This is a genomic window from Variovorax paradoxus (genome assembly GCF_030811855.1).
Lineage (GTDB): Bacteria > Pseudomonadota > Gammaproteobacteria > Burkholderiales > Burkholderiaceae_C > Variovorax > Variovorax paradoxus_L.
This window is the reverse complement of the sequence record NZ_JAUSRN010000010.1, coordinates 144,505-164,599: the sequence shown is the minus strand read 5'-3', so window position 1 is coordinate 164,599 and position 20,095 is coordinate 144,505. Positions and strand designations below refer to the sequence as shown.

At 64.7% G+C, this 20,095-nt stretch carries 22 protein-coding genes; 15 read left to right on the top strand and 7 right to left on the bottom strand.

The annotated features are described in order from the left end of the window. Positions 1 to 3: 3 nt before the first annotated feature. From cysC to J2X92_RS19260, 7 genes are read right to left on the bottom strand one after another with little or no spacing between them, the layout of a single operon-like run. A complete protein-coding gene (cysC, locus tag J2X92_RS19290; protein ID WP_307577780.1) occupies positions 4 to 537 on the bottom strand; it encodes an adenylyl-sulfate kinase in 534 nt (177 codons plus the stop codon). Between the two features lie 7 nt (positions 538 to 544). Continuing rightward, positions 545 to 1,321, bottom strand: coding sequence for a hypothetical protein (locus J2X92_RS19285; protein WP_307577778.1), 777 nt, complete (start codon positions 1,319 to 1,321; stop codon positions 545 to 547). Next, positions 1,318 to 2,796 carry a glycosyltransferase family 4 protein gene (locus J2X92_RS19280; RefSeq protein ID WP_307577776.1) on the bottom strand — a complete coding sequence of 493 codons (1,479 nt, stop codon included), beginning with the start codon at positions 2,794 to 2,796 and terminating at the stop codon, positions 1,318 to 1,320. Before J2X92_RS19280 ends, J2X92_RS19285 begins: the two co-directional genes overlap by 4 nt. Before the next feature lie 35 nt (positions 2,797 to 2,831). Then, positions 2,832 to 3,830: a lipoyl synthase gene (lipA, locus tag J2X92_RS19275; protein ID WP_307577774.1), complete on the bottom strand. Its 999-nt coding sequence runs from the start codon at positions 3,828 to 3,830 to the stop codon at positions 2,832 to 2,834. A 7-nt stretch (positions 3,831 to 3,837) separates the two neighbouring features. Beyond that, on the bottom strand, positions 3,838 to 4,539 hold the full coding sequence (lipB, locus tag J2X92_RS19270) for a lipoyl(octanoyl) transferase LipB (protein ID WP_307577772.1): 702 nt from the start codon (positions 4,537 to 4,539) through the stop codon (positions 3,838 to 3,840). Between the two features lie 10 nt (positions 4,540 to 4,549). Then, entirely contained in the window at positions 4,550 to 4,858 is a 309-nt protein-coding gene (locus J2X92_RS19265; RefSeq protein ID WP_093017245.1) for a YbeD family protein, read from the bottom strand. After that, positions 4,855 to 5,748 carry a D-amino acid aminotransferase gene (locus tag J2X92_RS19260; RefSeq protein WP_307577770.1) on the bottom strand — a complete coding sequence of 298 codons (894 nt, stop codon included), beginning with the start codon at positions 5,746 to 5,748 and terminating at the stop codon, positions 4,855 to 4,857. The genes J2X92_RS19265 and J2X92_RS19260 overlap by 4 nt, the downstream gene beginning before the upstream one ends. A gap of 157 nt (positions 5,749 to 5,905) precedes the next feature. On the opposite strand from J2X92_RS19260, the gene J2X92_RS19255 reads away from it, so the two are divergent. The 15 genes from J2X92_RS19255 (at position 5,906) to J2X92_RS19185 (ending at position 19,970) form a co-directional block, all read left to right on the top strand. Continuing rightward, positions 5,906 to 6,391 carry an ATP synthase subunit I gene (locus tag J2X92_RS19255; protein ID WP_093017241.1) on the top strand — a complete coding sequence of 162 codons (486 nt, stop codon included), beginning with the start codon at positions 5,906 to 5,908 and terminating at the stop codon, positions 6,389 to 6,391. A 4-nt stretch (positions 6,392 to 6,395) separates the two neighbouring features. After that, the gene (atpB, locus tag J2X92_RS19250) at positions 6,396 to 7,265 is read left to right on the top strand and encodes a F0F1 ATP synthase subunit A (protein WP_093017239.1); all 870 of its coding nucleotides are present in this window, start codon (positions 6,396 to 6,398) and stop codon (positions 7,263 to 7,265) included. Positions 7,266 to 7,325: 60 nt separating this feature from the next. After that, positions 7,326 to 7,589: a F0F1 ATP synthase subunit C gene (gene atpE, locus J2X92_RS19245; protein WP_007830191.1), complete on the top strand. Its 264-nt coding sequence runs from the start codon at positions 7,326 to 7,328 to the stop codon at positions 7,587 to 7,589. Positions 7,590 to 7,666: 77 nt separating this feature from the next. After that, positions 7,667 to 8,137 (top strand): F0F1 ATP synthase subunit B, encoded by a 471-nt coding sequence (locus J2X92_RS19240; RefSeq protein ID WP_007830193.1) that lies wholly within the window; start codon positions 7,667 to 7,669, stop codon positions 8,135 to 8,137. 8 nt (positions 8,138 to 8,145) lie between these two features. Beyond that, positions 8,146 to 8,676 carry a F0F1 ATP synthase subunit delta gene (locus tag J2X92_RS19235; RefSeq protein ID WP_307577767.1) on the top strand — a complete coding sequence of 177 codons (531 nt, stop codon included), beginning with the start codon at positions 8,146 to 8,148 and terminating at the stop codon, positions 8,674 to 8,676. Between the two features lie 48 nt (positions 8,677 to 8,724). Next, the gene (atpA, locus tag J2X92_RS19230) at positions 8,725 to 10,278 is read left to right on the top strand and encodes a F0F1 ATP synthase subunit alpha (RefSeq protein ID WP_307577765.1); all 1,554 of its coding nucleotides are present in this window, start codon (positions 8,725 to 8,727) and stop codon (positions 10,276 to 10,278) included. Positions 10,279 to 10,299: 21 nt separating this feature from the next. Continuing rightward, positions 10,300 to 11,175: a F0F1 ATP synthase subunit gamma gene (gene atpG, locus J2X92_RS19225; RefSeq protein ID WP_307577763.1), complete on the top strand. Its 876-nt coding sequence runs from the start codon at positions 10,300 to 10,302 to the stop codon at positions 11,173 to 11,175. An 86-nt stretch (positions 11,176 to 11,261) separates the two neighbouring features. Beyond that, entirely contained in the window at positions 11,262 to 11,648 is a 387-nt protein-coding gene (locus tag J2X92_RS19220; protein ID WP_307577761.1) for a hypothetical protein, read from the top strand. A gap of 127 nt (positions 11,649 to 11,775) precedes the next feature. Next, positions 11,776 to 13,176 (top strand): F0F1 ATP synthase subunit beta, encoded by a 1,401-nt coding sequence (gene atpD, locus J2X92_RS19215; RefSeq protein ID WP_021012757.1) that lies wholly within the window; start codon positions 11,776 to 11,778, stop codon positions 13,174 to 13,176. Between the two features lie 127 nt (positions 13,177 to 13,303). Continuing rightward, entirely contained in the window at positions 13,304 to 13,723 is a 420-nt protein-coding gene (locus J2X92_RS19210; protein WP_307577759.1) for a F0F1 ATP synthase subunit epsilon, read from the top strand. A gap of 236 nt (positions 13,724 to 13,959) precedes the next feature. After that, positions 13,960 to 15,129 carry an ROK family protein gene (locus J2X92_RS19205; RefSeq protein ID WP_307577923.1) on the top strand — a complete coding sequence of 390 codons (1,170 nt, stop codon included), beginning with the start codon at positions 13,960 to 13,962 and terminating at the stop codon, positions 15,127 to 15,129. Further along, positions 15,126 to 16,664, top strand: coding sequence for a sugar ABC transporter ATP-binding protein (locus J2X92_RS19200; protein ID WP_307577757.1), 1,539 nt, complete (start codon positions 15,126 to 15,128; stop codon positions 16,662 to 16,664). Before J2X92_RS19205 ends, J2X92_RS19200 begins: the two co-directional genes overlap by 4 nt. After that, the gene (locus tag J2X92_RS19195) at positions 16,627 to 17,652 is read left to right on the top strand and encodes an ABC transporter permease (RefSeq protein ID WP_093017225.1); all 1,026 of its coding nucleotides are present in this window, start codon (positions 16,627 to 16,629) and stop codon (positions 17,650 to 17,652) included. The genes J2X92_RS19200 and J2X92_RS19195 overlap by 38 nt, the downstream gene beginning before the upstream one ends. Before the next feature lie 43 nt (positions 17,653 to 17,695). After that, positions 17,696 to 18,658 (top strand): substrate-binding domain-containing protein, encoded by a 963-nt coding sequence (locus tag J2X92_RS19190; RefSeq protein ID WP_307577755.1) that lies wholly within the window; start codon positions 17,696 to 17,698, stop codon positions 18,656 to 18,658. A 145-nt stretch (positions 18,659 to 18,803) separates the two neighbouring features. Further along, on the top strand, positions 18,804 to 19,970 hold the full coding sequence (locus tag J2X92_RS19185) for a Gfo/Idh/MocA family protein (protein WP_307577753.1): 1,167 nt from the start codon (positions 18,804 to 18,806) through the stop codon (positions 19,968 to 19,970). The last annotated feature ends 125 nt before the right edge of the window (positions 19,971 to 20,095 follow it).

Here is a 20,095-nt window from a genome sequence, read left to right as displayed (position 1 = left end):
TGCTCATGTGGTCAAGTCTCCGATCAGGCCGAACAGTTTGCTCACGGCGGGCTGCAGCCCCATTCGCATGGGGTCTACTGCGAGCCTCGGCGCTTCCGGAGCCTCATAGGGCGCGCTGACACCGGTAAATTGGACAAGCTCGCCTCGTCGGGCCTTGCGATAGAGGCCCTTGGCATCAGCGGCCTCGCACACGGCCAGCGGGGTGCTGACATGGATCTCCAGGAAGCGCTGAGCTCCGACGATGAAGCTCGCCTGTGCTCGGTCGACCCGAAGAGGGGAGATCAGCGCCGCAACGACGATCAGGCCGGCATCGTTCATCAGCCGGGCGACCTCGGCGGTCCGGCGGATGTTCTCGCTGCGAGAGTCCGGATCAAAACCCAGGTCGCGGTTCAGTCCGCCGCGCAACGCGTCGCCGTCCAGCACGGTGCAGTGGCGGCCGCTGTCGTTCAGCGCCTGCGCCAACGTCCGGGCCAGGGTCGTCTTGCCTGCTCCACTCAGACCGGTGAGCCACAGGGTAGGAGTCAGATCGGTACGCATCGATGCTTCAGCGAACGAGGCCGCGCAGCCGATCGGCCACAACCTGCAGGTGGGCACCACGAATGACATGTTTGTAGACGCCGGCAGCGACGCGCTCTTCGCCGGCGATCTCGAAAAAGGGCTTGGCGGTGGGGGCTTCGGCCTGCTCGTAGCGCGTGGGGCTGGCGGCAAACAGGCACTCCCTGCCATAGGCTTGCGCTCCGAATTCCGCAATGAAGCCATCGAGTTCCCGCTGCAACTGCCCGCCGAAGCGCTGGGCATAACTGTGCATGTCGGCCAGCTTGGCCTGCAGTTCCTGTCTATCGAGTTCGACCGCGAGATGGTTCTCGATCGCGAGTCGTGCCGGTGGACTGGGATGGCCGACCGTCGGGTAGCCGAAGGACAGAACGGCATGGCCGCGCGCCGTTGCATGGGCGGCGACCTGATTGGCCAACAGGCGGCACAGGTCGTGGGAAGGGTTGTAGTCCTCGGCTTCGTCCGCGACGATGCACTCGATACCATCCGAAATCACGTACGACGTCAGGCGGTCCAGCCACTGCGCGAACATGTTCGCGTCGCCGTCCAGCAGGGCCTGATAGATCTCGGCGTCGGCCACGGGCGATACCACCTGGGGAATCCAGTTTGCGCCTGCTTGCACCAGGTTGTCGGTCGTGGGGGCCAGCCGCGGCGCGTCATTCGATCCGGCACCATTGGTGAGCACCACGACATCCGGCCGTTCGCTCCGGAGCCATTTCCAGAGCAGAAGCTCGTGTCCCGGATGAGCGGCGATCAGCAGGTGCTTCATGAGCGCTGAACTCTGGCCTGTATGAAAGTGGAGATTTGCCGCAGCGGAGCGGTAAGGCGCCAGGACCGGCTGGCGTAGACCTCGCGCAGCCGTGCGTCCATGCCTGCGGCGTTGTCGAACGCCTGCCGCTCGGCGTTGGCCAGGCGCGAACCGGCTTCATCCAGCCGCGCACTCAGCGCAGCGTGCGCCGTGGACGCCGCGGTCTGTGCGGACTCGGCATCCCGCTGCTGTGCGGCCAGCGCGGCTTCGGCCTCCTGCAACCGCGCGGCCAGCGCAGCCTCGGCCTCCTGCAACCGCGCGGCCAGCGCAGCGGCATGCTCCGACTGCCGCTGCGCCTCGGCGCGCCAGACCTCGATCTGGGCTTGATGTGCGCGCTGCTGATCGTTCAATGCCTGCTGCTGCCCCGCGACGTGCTGATGCAGCGACGCAAGGCCGAGGTGCGCGGTCGTGGCGCTTCCGCGCCGGATCCAGTCGTCCATGTAGCGGGCCATTTCGCGCGCACGCTGCTCGGCGGGCACTGCAATGATCTCTCGGCCGTCGGTCATTCGCCGCACGCAGGCTTCGAGTGCGGACAGCGTGGCATCCAGCCCTCCGTGCGAACGCATCCAGGCCGCAGCCTCCCCTGCATCCTGCGCGTCGAACTTGTCGAGTTCGGCCATCACGTTCTGCCGCGTGATCGGCCGAGTCATCAATGCTCGGCCGAAGTTCCAGCGCCGTGCGTGCGCCACCGTGGCCGCCGTCACCATCTCACCCATGCCCGAGCTCGGGTCGAGCACCACCACGGCGTTGCCGGTGACCAGTGCCTCGGTGGCGCAGCGTCCTTTGCCGAACACGACGTCGTAGCGGCCCAGCGCGGCGGCCGGGTCGGGCAGGTGGTTGCCGGTGCCGCTGCCGATCACGTCCAGCGTAAGGCCGCGTTCCGCGCAGGCGGCGCGAATCTCTTCGAGCTGGGCATCGTGCGATGCATAGTTGCTGAAGACCAGGGCCGCGCGAGGTGCGGCCGGCAATGGCGTGCGCGGCAGGAAGCGTGAAAGATCGACCCCGTTCTGGATCAGTTCGATGTGCTCGCGCTCGATGCCGAACTCATGCACCAGCCGCTCGGCGCAGTTCTCGTCGACCGCGATATGGCGCACCACCTGTGAAAACTGCGGTGGGCGGCCGTGTTCTGCGCTGCGGTCGTGGCAGATCGTGAGAACAGGCACGTCGTGAAAGTGAAGCAGGGCGCGCACCGTCTCGTGGTGGGTGTTGCCGATGATCACGTCGGGTCGGGCGGCCATGTCGGCCACATCGGTGATGCACGCGATCGACGCATGGCGCAATTCGTCGGCCATGTCGCCGAAAGCCGTTGCAAGAATGGTGACGGCGTGGCCGCGCCGCCGCAGCCACAGTGCAAGATCTCGGGTGAACATCTCCGCGCCCGTGCGGTGCACGAGGTAGCACATCGCGAGCAGGATGCGCAACGGGCGCCCGGTCATGGGGGCGGCTGCCTCCACTGCGAACGCGGACGTATTCAATCGTTGGCTGGCGTACCCGCCAGAACATGCCCAGCTTGCTGATCCGCGTGATAGCTCGACCGCACCATCGCGCCCACGGCGGCGTGGCTGAAGCCCATTTTGTAGGCCTCTTCCTCGAACATCTTGAAGGTGTCGGGGTGCACGTAGCGGCGCACCGGCAGGTGCGAGCCCGACGGCGACAGGTACTGCCCGATGGTCAGCATCTCGATGTCGTGCGCGCGCATGTCGCGCATCACCTGCAAGATTTCTTCGTCGGTTTCGCCCAGGCCCACCATGATGCCGCTCTTGGTCGGCACGTTGGGGTGGAGCGCCTTGAACTTCTTCAGCAGGTTGAGGCTGAACTGGTAGTCGCTGCCGGGGCGTGCTTCTTTATAAAGGCGCGGCGCGGTCTCGAGGTTGTGGTTCATCACGTCCGGCGGCGCCGCCTTCAGGATGTCGAGCGCGCGGTCGTCGCGGCCGCGGAAGTCGGGCACCAGGATCTCGATCTGCGTCATCGGCGAGAGCTCGCGGATGTTCTGGATGCAATCGACGAAATGCTGGCTGCCGCCGTCACGCAGGTCGTCCCGGTCGACGCTGGTGATCACCACGTACTTCAGGCGCAGCTTGGCGATGGTCTTGGCCAGGTTCAGCGGCTCGTCCTTGTCGAGCGGGTCGGGGCGGCCGTGGCCCACGTCGCAGAACGGGCAGCGGCGCGTGCACTTGTCGCCCATGATCATGAAGGTAGCCGTGCCGTTGCCGAAGCATTCGCCGATGTTCGGGCACGAGGCTTCTTCGCAAACCGTGTGCAGGTTGCTCTCGCGCAGGATCTGCTTGATCTCGTAGAAGCGGGTGGTGGGGCTGCCGGCCTTCACGCGGATCCACTCGGGCTTCTTGAGCACTTCGCCCTGAACCACCTTGACGGGGATGCGCGAAAGCTTGGCCGCGGCCTTCTGCTTGGCCAGCGGGTTGTAGTTTTCGGCGCTCTGGGCGTCGCGGACGACTTCGGTGGTGCTCATTGGATTGTTAGGGCGCCAGGTAGGTAGTGAGCTTCTGGCTCAGGACGCGGGCAGCCTCTTCCCATGTGGTTTGAATGCCGATTGTAGAAAGATCGACCGTTTGCAGGCCCGCATAACCACACGGATTGATCCGCGAGAAGGGTTCGAGGTCCATGTCGACATTGAGTGCGACCCCATGATAGGTGGCGTGGCGGCTCACCTTGATGCCGAGCGCGGCGATCTTGCCGAGGCCCCGGAACGGGTCGCTGGCGGGCAGCGGGCCGGTCAGCGCCGCATGCGAGAACGGGTCGTCCAGCCGCACGTAGATGCCCGGCGCGCCCGGCACGCGATGCCCCGTTACGCCGAAGTGGGCCAGCGTGCGCAGCACCGATTCCTCGATGCGGTAAACGTATTCCTTCACGTAGTAGCCCGCCCGCCGAAGGTCGATCAACGGGTAGCCGACCACCTGGCCAGGGCCGTGGAAGGTGACCTGGCCGCCGCGGTCGGTCTGCACGACGGGAATGTCGCCGGGGTTCAGGATGTGGTCCTGCTTGCCCGCGAGGCCTTGCGTGAACACGGGGGAGTGCTCGCACATCCATAGCGCGTCGGGGGTTTCTGGCTGGCGATCGAGCGTGAACTGCTTCATCGCCGCAAAGGTCTCGGCATAGCCGACGCGGCCCAGCCAGCGCGGTGCGATGGCGGTGCCCGTCGGTTGCTCTGCCAGCGGCATCAGGTCCTGCCTAGAGAACGACCTTGACCGACGGATGGGCCGACAGCGCGCGGTAGAGATCGTCGAGCTGCTCGCGGCTGGTGGCGGTCACGGTGATGGTCACGCCCAGGTAGTTGCCCGCCTTGCTGTCGCGCAGCTCGACCGTGGTGGCGTCGAAGGCCGGATCGAAGCGCTCGGCAATCTGGGTGATCGCATGCACGAAGCCATCGACCTTGACGCCCATGACCTTGATCGGAAATTGCGAGGGATATTCGATCAGCGATTCCTTGCGCGGATCGGGAATGGGTGTGGTGACTGCGTCGGTCGTGTTCTCGGTCATGCCGGGGCTCCTTGCTTCTCAGCGTTGCGTTGCTTGGCCTGCTGGTAGGCCGCATACAAGCTCTTGTAGATGGGGCCGGGATGGCCATTGCCAATGGTCTTGCCGTCGAGCGCGACGACGGGCAGCACTTCCTTGCTGGCCGAGGACAGAATCAGTTCGTCGGCACTGAAGACTTCATCGCGCGAAACGCGCCGCAGCGCAAAGGGAATGCCGCCTTCCTTGCACAGGCGTTCGAGCAGGCCGTAACGGATGCCGGTGAGCACGAGGTTGTCCTTGGGCGGGCCGATGAGCACGCCGTCTTTCACCATCCATACGTTGCTCGACGAAGCCTCGCTGAGCCAGTCGCCACGGAACATGACGGTCTCTGCCGCGCCGGCCTCGACACTGATCTGCCGGGAGAGCACGGCGCCCAGCAGGCTGGTGCTCTTGATGTGGGCCTTCTGCCAGCGGAAGTCGTCTGCGGTCACGCAGGTCACGCCCTTGGCGCGCACCGCATCGGACACCGGTGGCAGCGGGTTCACCATCACGAAGACGGTAGGCTGGAGGCCCTTGACCATCGCATGGTCGCGCGGCGCAACGCCGCGGGTGACCTGGAAGTAGACGGCTTGCGGTGCATCGCCACCCGGGGCAATCAAGCGCATCACGATGCCGCGCCACTCGGCGAGCGTGAGTGGATTGGCAATTTGCAACTCGGTCAGCGAACGATCGAGCCGCGCCATATGTTCTTCGAAGCAGAAGGGCTGGCCACCATAGGCGGGGACGACCTCATAGACGCCGTCGCCGAAAATGAAGCCACGGTCGAGCACGCTGACCTTGGCATCCTTGACGGCGGTGTATTCGCCGTCGAGGTAGCAGAGCGTGTTGGGAAGTGCGGCAGTGAGAGGATGCATGCAGGAATTATGGTTGCGTGCGCCAAGTCGGGTTCTCGTCAGCCTGCGAAGCCTCGATTTGCAACGGCGACACTTCAAGTGGCCGGACGGGCTGGGTTTTTACTTATAATCAATGGCTTTGTAGAAATTCTGGGTCGTCATCCGGGCTTCATTCGAAATGAAAACAATCGCCCGAAAAGATGAAGGGGTCGCTGAAGACCTCGACACGGAATACAAGCCGTTGACCGCCGATGAGGCGCGTGAACTGCGAGCAAGGCATCCCTCGATTTCCCTTTGGTGGGTCATCGCGGGGCAGTTGGTTGTCGGTCTGCTGGTGGCGTTGGCCGCCTGGGGACTGACGGGGAGGCAAAATCTGGGTTGGTCCGCCGCTTACGGTGCGATCGCGGTGGTCATTCCTGCTGCGGTGTTCGCACGGGGGTTGACCGGCCGGTTTTCTTCCCTGAATCCGGGCACTGCGGTGGTTGGGTTCTTCCTGTGGGAAATGGTCAAGATGGCCTTGTCGCTTGCGATGTTGTTCGCGGCGCCAAGGCTGATTACGGCGCTGAGCTGGCCTGCAATGCTGGTCGGCTTGGTGGTGACAATGAAGGCGGCCTGGTTGGCGGTGATGTTCTCGCCCCGGCGCCGGCAACATAGAGACGAGTAACTGAATGGCTGCTGAAAACGCTGCGGAACATGGTCAGACCGCGGGTGAATACATCATTCACCACTTGACGCACCTGCAAAGCTCCAAGCCCGGAGGTGTTGCGGATTTCTCGGTATTCAATTTCGACTCGCTCTTTTTCTCGATCGCGTTGGGCATGCTGGGTTGCTGGCTGCTCTGGCTCGCGGCCCGCAAGGCTACTTCGGGTGTTCCCGGGCGTTTTCAAGCGGCCGTCGAGCTCCTGGTCGAAATGGTCGACCAGCAGGCCAAGGGCATCGTGCACAACGCCACCAGCCGCAAGTTCGTCGCTCCGCTGGCGCTCACCATCTTCGTGTGGATCTTCCTGCTGAACGCAATGGACCTGTTCCCGGTCGATTTGTTCCCGGCAATCTGGGCCAAGATCTTCGGCATCGCCGGTGAAGACCCGCACCACGCCTACCTGCGTGTCGTGCCCACGGCCGACCTCTCGGTGACGATGGGCATGTCGGTTGCCGTGCTGCTGGTCTGCCTGTTCTACAACATCAAGATCAAGGGCCTGGGCGGCTGGGTGCACGAGCTCTTCACTGCGCCGTTCGGCAACCACTGGGCGCTGTATCCGTTCAACTTCGCCATGCAGATGATCGAGTTCGTCGCCAAGACGGTCTCGCACGGCATGCGTCTGTTCGGCAACATGTACGCCGGCGAACTGATCTTTCTGCTGATCGCGTTGATGGGCGGTGCCTTCACGCTGTCGGCCACCGGCATCGGCCTGGCCATCGGCCACATCATCGCGGGCACGGCCTGGGCCATCTTCCACATCCTGATCATCACGCTGCAAGCCTTCGTGTTCATGATGCTGGCGCTGGTCTACATCGGCCAGGCTCACGATCACCACTGATCGTTCGGTTTCGTTTTAGTTTTTTGTTTTCTCTTCAACCAAAGTCCTCTAGGAGTCATCATGGAAGTTATTAGCTTTGTTGCACTGGCCGCCGGCCTGATCATCGGTCTGGGCGCTGTGGGCGCATGTATCGGCATCGGCATCATGGGCAGCAAGTACCTCGAGTCGGCCGCACGTCAGCCTGAACTCATGGGTGAACTTCAAACCAAGATGTTCCTGCTGGCTGGTCTGATCGACGCCGCTTTCATTATCGGCACCGGTATCGCGCTGTGGTTCGCAACGGCCAACCCGTTCCTGGCTCAGATCGCCAACCTGCCGAAGTAAGTCTTTCTCGTCGGACCCGTGACGTCGTTCCCTTCCGTGGAATGGCTTCGCATTCAATCCCAAAGAGAGGGTGAAAAGTGAGCATTACCGGTACCCTGATCGTTCAGATGATCGTGTTCCTGATCCTGGTCGGGTTCACGATGAAGTTCGTGTGGCCGCCGATCGCCAAGGCGCTGGACGACCGCGCTGCGAAGATCGCCGAAGGCCTCGCTGCAGCCGACAAGGCCAAATCCGAGTTGTCCGCCGCCAACAAGCGCGTGGAAGCCGAACTGGGCCAGGCACGCAATGAGTCCGCGCAACGTCTTGCCGACGCCGAACGTCGCGCCCAGGCCATCGTTGAAGAGGCCAAGGCCCGCGCGACCGAAGAAGGCAACAAGATCGTTGCTGCTGCACGTGTCGAAGCCGACCAGCAGGCACTGAAGGCGCGCGAAGCACTGCGCGAGCAGGTTGCCGCACTGGCCGTCAAGGGCGCAGAGCAGATTCTGCGCAAGGAAGTGAATGCGGGCGTTCACGCCGATTTGCTTGCCCGCCTGCAGACCGAACTCTGATAGAAGCCATGGCAGAACTCGCCACCATCGCACGTCCCTACGCCGAAGCGCTTTTCAAGGCGTCGTCGTCCGACGTCGCCGGAACCAGCGCATGGCTCGACAAGGTGGCCGCCATCGCGGCCAACTCGGAACTCAAGCAGTTCGCCGACAACCCCAAGGCCACGGCCGAACAGGTTCTCGGTGTGGTCGCCGGCGCCTTCGGTGCACCGCTGACTGCCAATGCCCAGAACTTCCTGGGTGCGCTCCTGGACAACGGGCGTTTCTCGGTGCTGCCGGAAATTGCGAAGCAGTTCCGGGCACTGGCCAATGCGAAGAGCGGTTCGTCCGACGCCGTGGTCTACAGCGCCTTTCCAATCGACGCCGCGGCTCTGGCCAATGTGGCGGCCGCGCTCGAAAAGCGTTTCGCCCGCAAGCTGCAGGTCACGGTCCAGCAAGAGCCGGAACTGATCGGCGGCATCCGTGTGGTGGTCGGCGACGAGGTGCTCGACACCTCCGTCAAAGCGCGCCTTGAACAAATGAAAGTTGCGCTGGCGGCCTGACGGTCTTCAGCCCTCTACTTGTAGCCTCAAAGAAAGAAGGAAAGAGTCATGCAACTCAATCCCGCAGAAATTTCCGAACTGATCAAGAGCCGCATCGAGGGCCTTGGGGTCAGCGCCAACATCCGCAACGAGGGCACCGTGGTCTCGGTGACCGACGGCATCGTGCGCGTGCACGGCCTGTCCGATGCAATGCAGGGCGAAATGCTCGAGTTCCCACCCACGGCAGACGGCACGCCGTCGTTCGGCCTCGCGCTGAACCTCGAGCGCGACTCGGTCGGCGCCGTGATTCTGGGCGAATACGAGCACATCTCCGAAGGCGACACCGTCAAGTGCACGGGCCGCATCCTGGAAGTGCCCGTGGGCCCCGAACTCATTGGCCGCGTGGTGAACGCCCTCGGCCAGCCGATCGACGGCAAGGGTCCGATCAACGCCAAGATGACCGACGTGATCGAAAAGGTCGCTCCGGGCGTGATCGCACGGAAGTCCGTCGACCAGCCGATGCAGACCGGCCTCAAGTCGATCGACTCGATGGTGCCGATCGGCCGTGGCCAGCGCGAGCTGATCATCGGCGACCGCCAGACCGGCAAGACCGCCGTGGCAATCGACGCGATCATCAACCAGAAGGGTCAGAACATGACCTGCGTCTACGTCGCGATCGGCCAGAAGGCTTCGTCGATCAAGAACGTGGTGCGTGCACTGGAACAAGCCGGCGCGATGGACTACACCATCGTGGTGGCCGCATCGGCTTCCGAATCGGCAGCCATGCAATACGTGTCGGCTTACTCGGGCTGCACGATGGGCGAATACTTCCGTGACCGCGGCGAAGACGCGCTCATCGTCTATGACGACCTTTCCAAGCAAGCCGTGGCCTATCGCCAGGTCTCGCTGCTGCTGCGTCGCCCGCCAGGCCGCGAAGCCTACCCCGGCGACGTGTTCTATCTCCACAGCCGCCTGCTCGAACGCGCAGCCCGCGTGAACGCCGACTACGTCGAAGCGTTCACCAAGGGCGCGGTCAAGGGCAAGACCGGTTCGCTCACCGCGCTGCCGATCATCGAAACGCAAGCCGGCGACGTGTCCGCCTTCGTTCCGACCAACGTGATCTCGATCACCGACGGCCAGATCTTCCTGGAAACCAACCTGTTCAACGCCGGCATCCGCCCCGCCATCAACGCCGGTATCTCGGTGTCGCGCGTGGGTTCGTCGGCGCAGACCAAGGTCATCAAGGGCCTGTCGGGCGGTATCCGTACCGACCTCGCCCAGTACCGTGAACTGGCTGCGTTCGCGCAGTTCGCTTCCGACCTGGACGAAGCCACCCGCAAGCAGCTGGACCGCGGCGCCCGCGTGACCGAACTGCTGAAGCAAGCCCAGTACAGCCCGCTGCCCATCTCGCTGATGGGCGCCACGCTGTTCGCGGTGAACAAGGGTTTCATGGACGACCTGGAGATCAAGAAGGTGCTGCCGTTCGAACACGGCCTGCACCAGTTCCTGAAGTCCAGCCATGCTGCGCTGCTCGACAAGATCGAAAAGGCCAAGGCGCTCGACAAGGATGCCGAAGCCGAGCTGACCGCCGCCATCACGTCGTTCAAGAAGTCGTTCGCCTGATCGGCCGGACAAGGAGCACTCATGGCAGCTGGTAAGGAAATCCGCGGCAAGATCAAATCGGTGGAAAACACCAAGAAGATCACCAAGGCCATGGAAATGGTCTCGGTTTCCAAGATGCGCAAGGCGCAAGAGCGCATGCGTGCCGCCCGCCCCTACAGCGAGAAAATTCGCAACATTGCGGCCAACCTGGGCAAGGCGAATCCCGAGTACACCCACGCGTTCATGAAGAAGAACGATGCCAAGGCCATCGGCTTCATCATCGTCACGAGCGACAAGGGCCTGTGCGGTGGCTTGAACACCAACCTGCTGCGCGCCGTCACCGGCAAGCTGCGGGAGGCGCAGAGCGCGGGCATCGCCATCGACTCGGTGGCCATCGGCAGCAAGGGCCTGGGCTTCCTGAACCGCATCGGTGCGCGCGTGGTGGCCCATGTCACCCACCTGGGCGACACGCCTCATCTGGACAAGCTCATCGGGCCGGTCAAGACGCTGCTCGACGCCTATGCCGAAGGCAAGCTGTCGGCCGTGTACCTGTGCTACACCAAGTTCATCAATACGATCAAGCAGGAGCCGCTCGTCGAGCAGCTGCTGCCGCTGGCCGCAGACTCGCTGCAAGTCGAGGCGGGCCAGCATTCGTGGGACTACATCTACGAGCCCGATGCGCAAAGCGTGATCGACGAGCTGCTGGTGCGCTACGTGGAATCGCTGGTCTACCAGGCCGTGGCCGAGAACATGGCTTCCGAGCACTCTGCCCGCATGGTGGCCATGAAGGCGGCAACGGACAACGCAGGCAACGTGATCAACGAGCTCAAGCTGGTCTACAACAAGACCCGCCAGGCAGGCATCACCAAGGAACTTTCGGAAATCGTGTCCGGCGCCGCTGCGGCCGCCGGTGTTTGATGCGGCAATGTACCGGGCCACATTGCCATTCGAGGTCCGCTCTGCGGGCTCGATAACCGAAGGCCTTTTTTAGGGGACTCTGCATAATGAAAAAACTTCTCGTTCTGGTGGCCATGGCCGCCGCGCTGACTGCCTGCTCCAAGAAGGAAGAGGCACCCGCGGCACCGCCTGCACCCGCCGCCACGCCAGCACCGGCTCCCGCTCCGGCGGCGCCTGCGCCAGCTGCACCGCCGGCTGCAACCGCGCCGACGGCATCGGCCGCGGACCTGCCGCAGGAGTGCAACGACTACCTGTCCAAGGCGCAGGCCTGCGCGTCCGCGCAAAGCGGTGCAGCCGCCGATGCAATGAAGGCCAGCGTGGAGCAGACCAAGGCCGCCTGGGCTTCGTTGGGCACCGACAAGGCCGCACTGGGCCAGGCCTGCAAGGCTGCCAGCGATGCTTTCGCCGCACAGGCGGCGGCAATGAAGTGCTGATCGGAAGAAGTATCTGAAATCAAGGGTGCCGGCCCGTCCGGCATTCTTGCAAAAGCGGCCCGCGATGGCACAAGGACGCTTCTGCAAGAACCTGTCGCAACATTATTGAGATCCAGAAGGAAACGCCATGGCTGAAGGAAAAATTGTCCAATGTATCGGCGCCGTGGTCGACGTGGAGTTCCCGCGTGACCAGATGCCCAAGGTGTATGACGCCTTGAAATTCGAAGGCGGCGGGCTGACCCTCGAAGTCCAGCAGCAGCTCGGCGACGGCGTGGTGCGTACCATTGCGCTCGGCTCGTCCGACGGCCTGCGCCGCGGCCTGATCGTCACCAACACCGGCGCACCCATCACGGTGCCCGTCGGCAAGGCCACGCTGGGCCGCATCATGGACGTGCTCGGCCGCCCGATCGACGAGCGCGGCGAAGTGAGCCAAGACCTCACCGCTTCGATCCACCGCAAGGCTCCCGCGTACGACGAACTGTCGCCCTCGCAAGACCTGCTGGAAACCGGCATCAAGGTGATCGACTTGGTGTGCCCGTTCGCCAAGGGCGGCAAGGTGGGCCTGTTCGGCGGCGCCGGCGTGGGCAAGACCGTGAACATGATGGAACTCATCAACAACATCGCCAAGGCTCACTCGGGTCTGTCGGTGTTCGCTGGTGTGGGTGAACGTACCCGCGAAGGCAACGACTTCTATCACGAGATGGCCGACTCCGGCGTCGTGAACCTCGAGAAGCTCGAGGACTCGAAGGTGGCCATGGTCTACGGCCAGATGAACGAACCCCCGGGCAACCGTCTGCGCGTGGCGCTGACCGGCCTGACCATCGCCGAGTCGTTCCGCGACGAAGGCCGTGATGTGCTGTTCTTCGTGGACAACATCTACCGCTACACGCTGGCCGGTACCGAAGTGTCGGCTCTCCTGGGCCGCATGCCTTCCGCCGTGGGCTATCAGCCGACGCTGGCTGAAGAAATGGGCCGCCTGCAAGAGCGGATCACGTCGACCAAGGTCGGCTCGATCACCTCGATCCAGGCCGTGTACGTGCCAGCCGACGACTTGACCGACCCGTCGCCCGCCACCACCTTCGCCCACTTGGACTCGACCGTGGTGCTGTCGCGCGACATCGCTTCGCTCGGTATCTACCCCGCCGTGGATCCGCTGGACTCGACCTCGCGCCAGCTCGACCCGAACGTGGTCGGCGAAGAGCACTACAACGTGGCCCGCGCCGTGCAAGGCACGCTGCAGCGCTACAAGGAACTGCGCGACATCATCGCGATTCTGGGCATGGACGAACTGGCACCGGAAGACAAGCTGGCCGTGGCCCGCGCCCGCAAGATCCAGCGTTTCCTGTCGCAGCCGTTCCACGTGGCCGAAGTGTTCACGGGTTCGCCCGGCAAGTACGTGCCGCTGGCCGAAACCATCCGCGGTTTCAAGATGATCGTGAACGGCGAAGCCGACCACCTGCCGGAACAAGCGTTCTACATGGTGGGTGGTATCGACGAAGCGTTCGAAAAGGCCAAGAAGGTCGCGTAAAGCGGCGCGGTCGACCCCCTGGCTTCGTTGCCGTGCTCGCCGTACTTCTGTACGGCTGCGCGGCGCCTCACCAGACGGCCGACTGCTTGCTTTCCGATGTTCTCCATAGAACGGCAAAGGAAAAAAGATGGCAAACACCATTCATGTGGACGTGGTCAGCGCGGAAGAGTCGATCTTCTCGGGCGAAGCCAAGTTCGTCGCGCTGCCCGGTGAAGCCGGTGAGCTCGGCATCTATCCGCGCCACACCCCGCTGATCACGCGTATCCGTCCCGGTGCGGTGCGCATCGAAACGGCCGATGGCGGCGAAGAGTTCGTCTTCGTGGCCGGCGGCATTCTCGAAGTGCAGCCCAACGCCGTCACCGTGCTGTCCGACACCGCCATCCGCGGCAAGGACCTCGACGACGAGAAGGCCAACAAGGCCAAGGCGGCCGCCGAGGAAGCGCTCAAGAACGCCAGGACCGACATCGACATCGCAATGGCGCAGTCGGAACTCGCCGTGATGGCTGCGCAGCTCGCAGCGCTGCGCAAGTACCGCCAGAAAAAGTAAGCGCGAAGAAGGCTCTTCGTCGTTGCTTCACAAAAAGCCGCCTCCGGGCGGCTTTTTCGCGTCTGGCGCTTCGGGTTGTGCCGTTTTGATCCAAATTTGGTCAAAGTTCGATCTTGTTCGGCTGAAGCCGCGCACCTAGTATTCGCATTCCGCCCGAACAGCATCCGCTGCGGGATGGCAAAAGAATATCGGAGACATGGCGCGTGGCACCCTGGAGTGGCATCACTGCGGACGAAATGCGATTGCTGGAGACCACCTTCTGGTCTGCCGGCGGATCGCGCCATGCCATGGCCGAGCAGCTCGGCTTCTCCAAGAGCAAGGCCAATGCGCTGATTGCGGGCCTGGTCGACCAAGGCCTCTTGGCCGAAGCCGGACTGCAGCGCTCGTCGGGCGGACGGCGTGCCGAAAACCTCCAGCTCCACGCCGGCCTGGGCGTGCTCGTGGGCATCGACATCGGCGCCACCAGCCTCGACGTCGCGGTGCTGCGCCCCGACCTCACCGTTCTCGCGCAGCACGACGAACCGGCCGACGTGCGCGAAGGCCCCGCCGTGGTGCTGGCGCGGGTGCGCGTGCTCATGCGTGAACTGCTCGCGCGCTGCAACAGCAGCGCCAGGAACGTGCTGGGCATTGGCATCGGCGTGCCCGGTCCGGTCAACTTCGAGATCGGGCAGCTGGTGAACCCGCCGCTCATGCCGGCCTGGGACAGCTTCTCGATCCGCGACTACCTGCGGGAGGACTACGCCGCGCCGGTTTTCGTCGACAACGACGTGAACCTGATGGCGCTCGGCGAGCTCTGGCGGCTGAAGCGCTCGCTAAACAACTTTCTCGTGATCAAGATCGGCACCGGCATCGGCTGCGGCATCGTCTGCCACGGCGAGGTCTATCGCGGCGCGGCCGGTTCGGCCGGCGACGTGGGCCACATCTGCGTCGACCAAGAGGGCCCGCGCTGCCACTGCGGCAACGTCGGCTGCGTCGAGGCCATGGCCGCGGGGCCGGCCATCACGCGCATGGCCGTGCAGGCGGCCGAAGCCGGCGAGAGCGCCTTGCTCGCCGAATGCTTGCGCGTGCACGGGCGCATCGACGCCGTCGACGTAGGCCAGGCGAGCCGCGCCGGCGATACGGCCGCCAACGGCATCATCCAGCGGGCCGGCAATCTCATCGGCCAGATGCTGGCGTCGGTGGTGAACTTCTTCAATCCGTCGCATGTGTTCATCGGCGGCGGCATCACGCGCATCGGGCCGTTGTTTCTCGCGGCCGTGCGGCAGAGCGTCTACCAGCGCTCGCTCGCGCTCTCCACGCGCCACCTGGAAATCCAGTACACGCCACTGGGCGTGCAGGGCGGGCTGATCGGCGCAGGCGTGCTCGCAATGCACGAAACACTGAAAGTCCGCGGGGTGGCGCCATGACGGCACAGGCAGCAACCAAGGGAAGCGTCGCGGTCGAATTCGACGGCGTGGTGAAGGCCTTCGGCCCGGTGCAGGTGCTGCACGGCGTGAGCTTTTCGCTCGCGCCCGGACGCGTCTACGGATTGCTCGGCGAGAACGGCGCCGGCAAGTCGACGCTGATGAAGATTCTTGCGGGGTACGAGTCGCTCACCGGCGGCGCGCTGCGCGTCAACGGACAGCCGCAGCAGTTCGCGAGTTCGCGCGATGCCGAGGCGCTGGGCATCGTGCTGATCCACCAGGAGTTCAATCTCGCCGAAGACCTGAGCGTGGCGCAGAACATCTTCCTCGGCCACGAGAAGAAGAAAGGCTGGCTGCTCGACGATGCGTCGATGGAACGCGATGCTGCGGCAGCGCTCGCCGCCGTCGGCCTGCAAGTCGATCCGCGCACCAAGGTGCGGCGGCTCATCGTGGCCGAGAAGCAGCTGGTAGAGATTGCCAAGGCCATCGCACGACGCGCGCGCCTGCTCATCATGGACGAGCCGACCGCCACGCTCACGCCCGGCGAGACCGAGCGCCTCTTCAAGCTCATTGCGCAGCTGCGCGCCGACGGCGTGACCATCGTCTACATCTCGCACAAGCTGGACGAGGTCGAGCAGGTGACCGACGAGGTGATCGTGATGCGTGACGGCCGCTTCGTGGCGCGCGCACCCACGCCCCAGGTCACGCGCCACCAGATGGCCAATCTCATGGTGGGCCGTGAACTCGCCGACCTGTACCCGCCGCGCGACGTGGTGGTGGCGGCCGATGCGCCCGCCATGCGGGTGCGCAACTTCAGCGTGCCCGGCTGGGCGCACGACGTCGACTTCGAGGTGCGCCCCGGCGAGATCCTCGGCTTTGCGGGCCTTGTGGGCGCCGGCCGCACCGAGCTGTTCGAAGGCCTGTTGGGCCTTCGGCCCGCCAGCGGCGATGTCGAAATGCTCGGCAAGCCAGTGCCGCACCAGACGGGCTGGCGCAATCCGCGCGACGCGGCGCGGCACGGCCTCACCTACCTGAGCGAAGACCGCAAGGGCAAGGGCTTGCACGTGAACTTCGGCCTGCGCCAGAACCTCACGCTGATGGCGCTCGAGCGCTATGCGCAGCCCTGGCTCCAGCCCGAGGCCGAACGCGGCGCGCTGGCCGAGGCCGTGAAGGACTACGGCATTCGCACCGGCTCGCTCGACGTCAAGGCATCTTCGCTCTCGGGCGGCAACCAGCAGAAGCTCGCGCTCGCCAAAGTGCTGCAGCCCAAGCCCAAGGTGGTGGTGCTCGACGAGCCCACGCGCGGCGTCGACATCGGCGCCAAGCGCGACATCTATTTCCTGATCCAGCGACTCGCCCGCGAAGGGCTCGCGGTGATCGTCGTTTCGTCGGAGCTGATGGAACTCATCGGTCTGTGCCACCGCGTCGCGGTGATGCGAGCGGGCCGCCTCGTCGCCACGCTCGACGCCGACCATTTGACAGAAGAGGAGCTCATCGCTCATGCCACCGGAACAGCAGACATCCACGCCGCGGCCTGAAGCCGCGCAACATCGCGGCGAAAGCAAGCCGCGCTGGACCGAGCGCCTGCACGGCCTCGGTCCGGTCATCGGCCTCGTGCTGCTGTGCATTGGCGGCACGCTGCTGAACAGCGACTTCGCCACGCTCGACAACGCCATGAACGTGCTCACGCGCACCGCCTTCATCGGCATCATCGCCGTGGGCATGTGCTTCGTGATCATCTCGGGCGGCATCGACCTGTCGGTGGGCTCGATGGCGGCTCTCATCGCGGGCAGCGTGATCATGTTCATCAACTGGGCCGGTCCCGCCTCGGGCTCGCCGCTCATGGCGGTGGTGATGGGGGCGGTGCTCGCGGTGGTGCTGGGCGCGCTGTTCGGCCTTGCGCACGGGCTCCTGATCACCAAGGGACGCATCGAGCCCTTCATCGTGACGCTGGGCACGCTCGGCATCTTTCGCGCGTACCTCACGTACTTTGCCGACGGCGGCGCGCTCACGCTCGACAACGATTTGTCGGACCTCTATGCGCCGGTGTACTACGCGAGCTTGGCGGGCATTCCGGTGCCGGTGTGGGTGTTCGTGGTGGTCGCCATCATCGGCGGCGTCATCTTGAACCGCACGGCCTACGGGCGCTACGTGCAGGCCATCGGATCGAACGAGCAGGTGGCGCGCTACGCGGCGGTGGACGTGGATCGCGTGAAAATCCTCACCTACGTGCTGCTCGGCGTGTGCGTGGGCATTGCCACGCTGCTGTACGTGCCGCGCCTGGGCTCCGCATCGCCGACCACCGGCCTCTTGTGGGAGCTCGAGGCGATTGCCGCGGTGATCGTTGGCGGCACCGCGCTGAAGGGCGGCGCGGGCAGCATCACCGGCACCGTGGTGGGCGCCATCCTGCTCTCGGTCATCAGCAACATCCTGAACCTCACCAGCATCATCAGCGTGTACCTCAACGCCGCGGTGCAGGGCTTCGTGATCATCATCGTCGCGTTCCTCCAGAGAGGACGCCGCTAGGCCGTTCCCGTTCCAATCCATCAACCACAAGGAGACATCCAGCATGACAAGCTTCACACGTCGCATCGCACTCACGGCCGTGGCGGCCGCGGCGGCCGCGAGCCTGCCGGCATTCGCCGCCGAGAAAGTGAACCTCGGCGTTTCGATTCCCGCGGCCACGCACAGCTTCATGGGCGGCATCAACTACTGGGCCAACCAGGCGAAGAAGGACCTGGAGAAGGAACACAAGGACCTGAAGATCACGATCAAGACCGCGGCCAACGCGCCCGAGCAGGCAAACCAGCTGCAAGACCTCTCGACCGTCACCAAGATCAACGCGCTGGTCGTGTTCCCGTTCGAATCGGCCGCGCTGACCAAGCCGGTGGCGCAGGTGAAAGCCAAGGGTGCCTACGTGACCGTGGTGGACCGGGGCCTCACCGACACCAGTGCGCAAGACGCCTACGTGGCCGGAGACAACACTGCCTTCGGCCGCATCCCGGCCGAGTACATCGCCAAGCAGCTCGGCGGGAAGGGCAACGTGGTTGCGCTGCGCGGCATTGCCACCACGCTGGACAACGAGCGCATGGACGCCTTCAACGCGGTGCTGAAGAACCATCCCGACATCAAGCTGCTTGACGCCAAGTACGCCAACTGGAACCGCGACGACGCCTTCAAGGTCACCCAGGACTACCTCACGCGCTTCAAGAACATCGACGCCATCTGGGCCGCCGACGACGACATGGCCGTGGGCGTGCTCAAGGCCATCGAGCAGGCCAAGCGCGACGACATCAAGATCATCTTTGGCGGCGCGGGCGCCAAGGGCATGGTCAAGACCATCATGGACGGCAAGGACAAGCGCATTGGCGCCGACGTGAGCTACTCGCCCAAGTTCATTTATGACGCGATCAAGCTCACGGCCGAAGCGCGGCTGAAGGGGGAGAAGCTGCCCGCGACCACGATCATTCCTTCGGTGCTGATCACGAAGGAAAACGCAAAAGATTTCTACCACCCGAACTCGCCGTTCTGAGCTGCCTCCCTCTCCCCTTGGGGAGAGGGTTGGGGTGAGGGCGGCGGCCATGGCATAGGCAGCGTGCTCGCAAACGCCGATGCCCTCACCCTGGCCCTCTCCCAGAGGGAGAGGGGACAGTTACCCAGGAATCTCGAGAAGATTGATGACCGATACACCTCTTCGCAAGCTGCGCTGCGCCATGGTCGGTGGCGGCCGCGACGCTTTCATTGGCGCCGTGCACCGCAAGGCCATGGCGCTCGACGGGCAGATCGAACTCGTGGCCGGCGCGCTGTCGTCGAGCCCCGAGAAGGCGCGCGCCTCGGGCCGCGACCTCGGGCTGGCGGACGACCGCAACCACGGCGACTGGCAGTCGCTCCTGGCCGACGAGCTGAACCGCCCGCCGGAAGAACGCATTGATTTCGTCTCGATCGTCACGCCCAACCACGTGCACTTTCCGGTGGCGCAGGCCTTTGCCGAGGCGGGCTTCCACGTCGTGTGCGACAAGCCGCTGGTGCACACGCGCGCGCAGGCCGATGCACTGGTGGCCACTGTGAAAAAGCAGGGCACGGTCTTCGGTGTCACCTACAACTACACCGGCTACCCCATGGTGCGGCAGGCGCGCGAGATGGTCCGTTCGAGCCAGCTCGGCGAGCTGCGCAAGGTGGTGGTCGAATACAACCAGGGCTGGCTTGCGAGCCACGTCGAAGGCAGCGGCAGCAACAAGCAGGCCGACTGGCGCACCGACCCCGCGCGCAGCGGCGCGGCCGGCGCCATCGGCGACATCGGCTCGCATGCCGAGAACCTCATCGCCAGCGTGACGGGCCTGGAGATCGAAAGCCTCTGCGCCGACCTGAGCGCGCTGGTGCCGGGCCGCATGCTCGACGACGACGGCAGCCTGCTCCTGCGCTTCAAGGGCGGCGCGCGCGGCGTGCTGATCGCCTCGCAGATCAACACCGGCCTGGAGAACGATCTGCGCCTGCGCGTCTCCGGCGCGCTGGGCACGCTCGAATGGCGCCAGGAGCGGCCGAGCGAATTGCTGCACCTGCCGCACGACGGACCCAAGCGCATCCTCACGCGCGGCTCGCCGTGGCTGTGCGAATCGGCCCGGCGCGCCAGCCGTCTCCCCGCGGGGCACCCCGAGGGCTTCATCGAGGCCTTTGCCAACATCTACGGCGGCGTGGTGGCCGACATCCGCGCGCGGCTCGCGGGCATTGCAGCCGATCCGCTCGCGGCCGATTACCCGCGCGTGGAAGACGGCGCACGCGGCGTGCGGTTCATCGAACGCACGGTGGCCTCCGCGGCCAGCGAGGCCAAGTGGACGGCTTGGTGAGCTGGTGAGCTTGCGCGCTGGTCCGCGGCGTGCATCGGGCATGCTGTAGGTGGACTCCCACAGCTGAATCTCCCTTCGGCGACTGGCTTGGCGCGGCCGCCGGACCAGCATCCCTTTACACCCAC

Bases quoted from the DNA above. Each gene is read 5' to 3' on its own strand.
- cysC (WP_307577780.1), bottom strand. From the start codon at position 537: ATGCGTACCGATCTGACTCCTACCCTGTGGCTCACCGGTCTGAGTGGA.
- J2X92_RS19285 (WP_307577778.1), bottom strand. From the start codon at position 1,321: ATGAAGCACCTGCTGATCGCCGCTCATCCGGGACACGAGCTTCTGCTC.
- J2X92_RS19280 (WP_307577776.1), bottom strand. From the start codon at position 2,796: ATGACCGGGCGCCCGTTGCGCATCCTGCTCGCGATGTGCTACCTCGTG.
- lipA (WP_307577774.1), bottom strand. From the start codon at position 3,830: ATGAGCACCACCGAAGTCGTCCGCGACGCCCAGAGCGCCGAAAACTAC.
- lipB (WP_307577772.1), bottom strand. From the start codon at position 4,539: ATGCCGCTGGCAGAGCAACCGACGGGCACCGCCATCGCACCGCGCTGG.
- J2X92_RS19265 (WP_093017245.1), bottom strand. From the start codon at position 4,858: ATGACCGAGAACACGACCGACGCAGTCACCACACCCATTCCCGATCCG.
- J2X92_RS19260 (WP_307577770.1), bottom strand. From the start codon at position 5,748: ATGCATCCTCTCACTGCCGCACTTCCCAACACGCTCTGCTACCTCGAC.
- J2X92_RS19255 (WP_093017241.1), top strand. From the start codon at position 5,906: ATGAAAACAATCGCCCGAAAAGATGAAGGGGTCGCTGAAGACCTCGAC.
- atpB (WP_093017239.1), top strand. From the start codon at position 6,396: ATGGCTGCTGAAAACGCTGCGGAACATGGTCAGACCGCGGGTGAATAC.
- atpE (WP_007830191.1), top strand. From the start codon at position 7,326: ATGGAAGTTATTAGCTTTGTTGCACTGGCCGCCGGCCTGATCATCGGT.
- J2X92_RS19235 (WP_307577767.1), top strand. From the start codon at position 8,146: ATGGCAGAACTCGCCACCATCGCACGTCCCTACGCCGAAGCGCTTTTC.
- atpA (WP_307577765.1), top strand. From the start codon at position 8,725: ATGCAACTCAATCCCGCAGAAATTTCCGAACTGATCAAGAGCCGCATC.
- atpG (WP_307577763.1), top strand. From the start codon at position 10,300: ATGGCAGCTGGTAAGGAAATCCGCGGCAAGATCAAATCGGTGGAAAAC.
- J2X92_RS19220 (WP_307577761.1), top strand. From the start codon at position 11,262: ATGAAAAAACTTCTCGTTCTGGTGGCCATGGCCGCCGCGCTGACTGCC.
- atpD (WP_021012757.1), top strand. From the start codon at position 11,776: ATGGCTGAAGGAAAAATTGTCCAATGTATCGGCGCCGTGGTCGACGTG.
- J2X92_RS19210 (WP_307577759.1), top strand. From the start codon at position 13,304: ATGGCAAACACCATTCATGTGGACGTGGTCAGCGCGGAAGAGTCGATC.
- J2X92_RS19205 (WP_307577923.1), top strand. From the start codon at position 13,960: ATGCGATTGCTGGAGACCACCTTCTGGTCTGCCGGCGGATCGCGCCAT.
- J2X92_RS19200 (WP_307577757.1), top strand. From the start codon at position 15,126: ATGACGGCACAGGCAGCAACCAAGGGAAGCGTCGCGGTCGAATTCGAC.
- J2X92_RS19195 (WP_093017225.1), top strand. From the start codon at position 16,627: ATGCCACCGGAACAGCAGACATCCACGCCGCGGCCTGAAGCCGCGCAA.
- J2X92_RS19190 (WP_307577755.1), top strand. From the start codon at position 17,696: ATGACAAGCTTCACACGTCGCATCGCACTCACGGCCGTGGCGGCCGCG.
- J2X92_RS19185 (WP_307577753.1), top strand. From the start codon at position 18,804: ATGACCGATACACCTCTTCGCAAGCTGCGCTGCGCCATGGTCGGTGGC.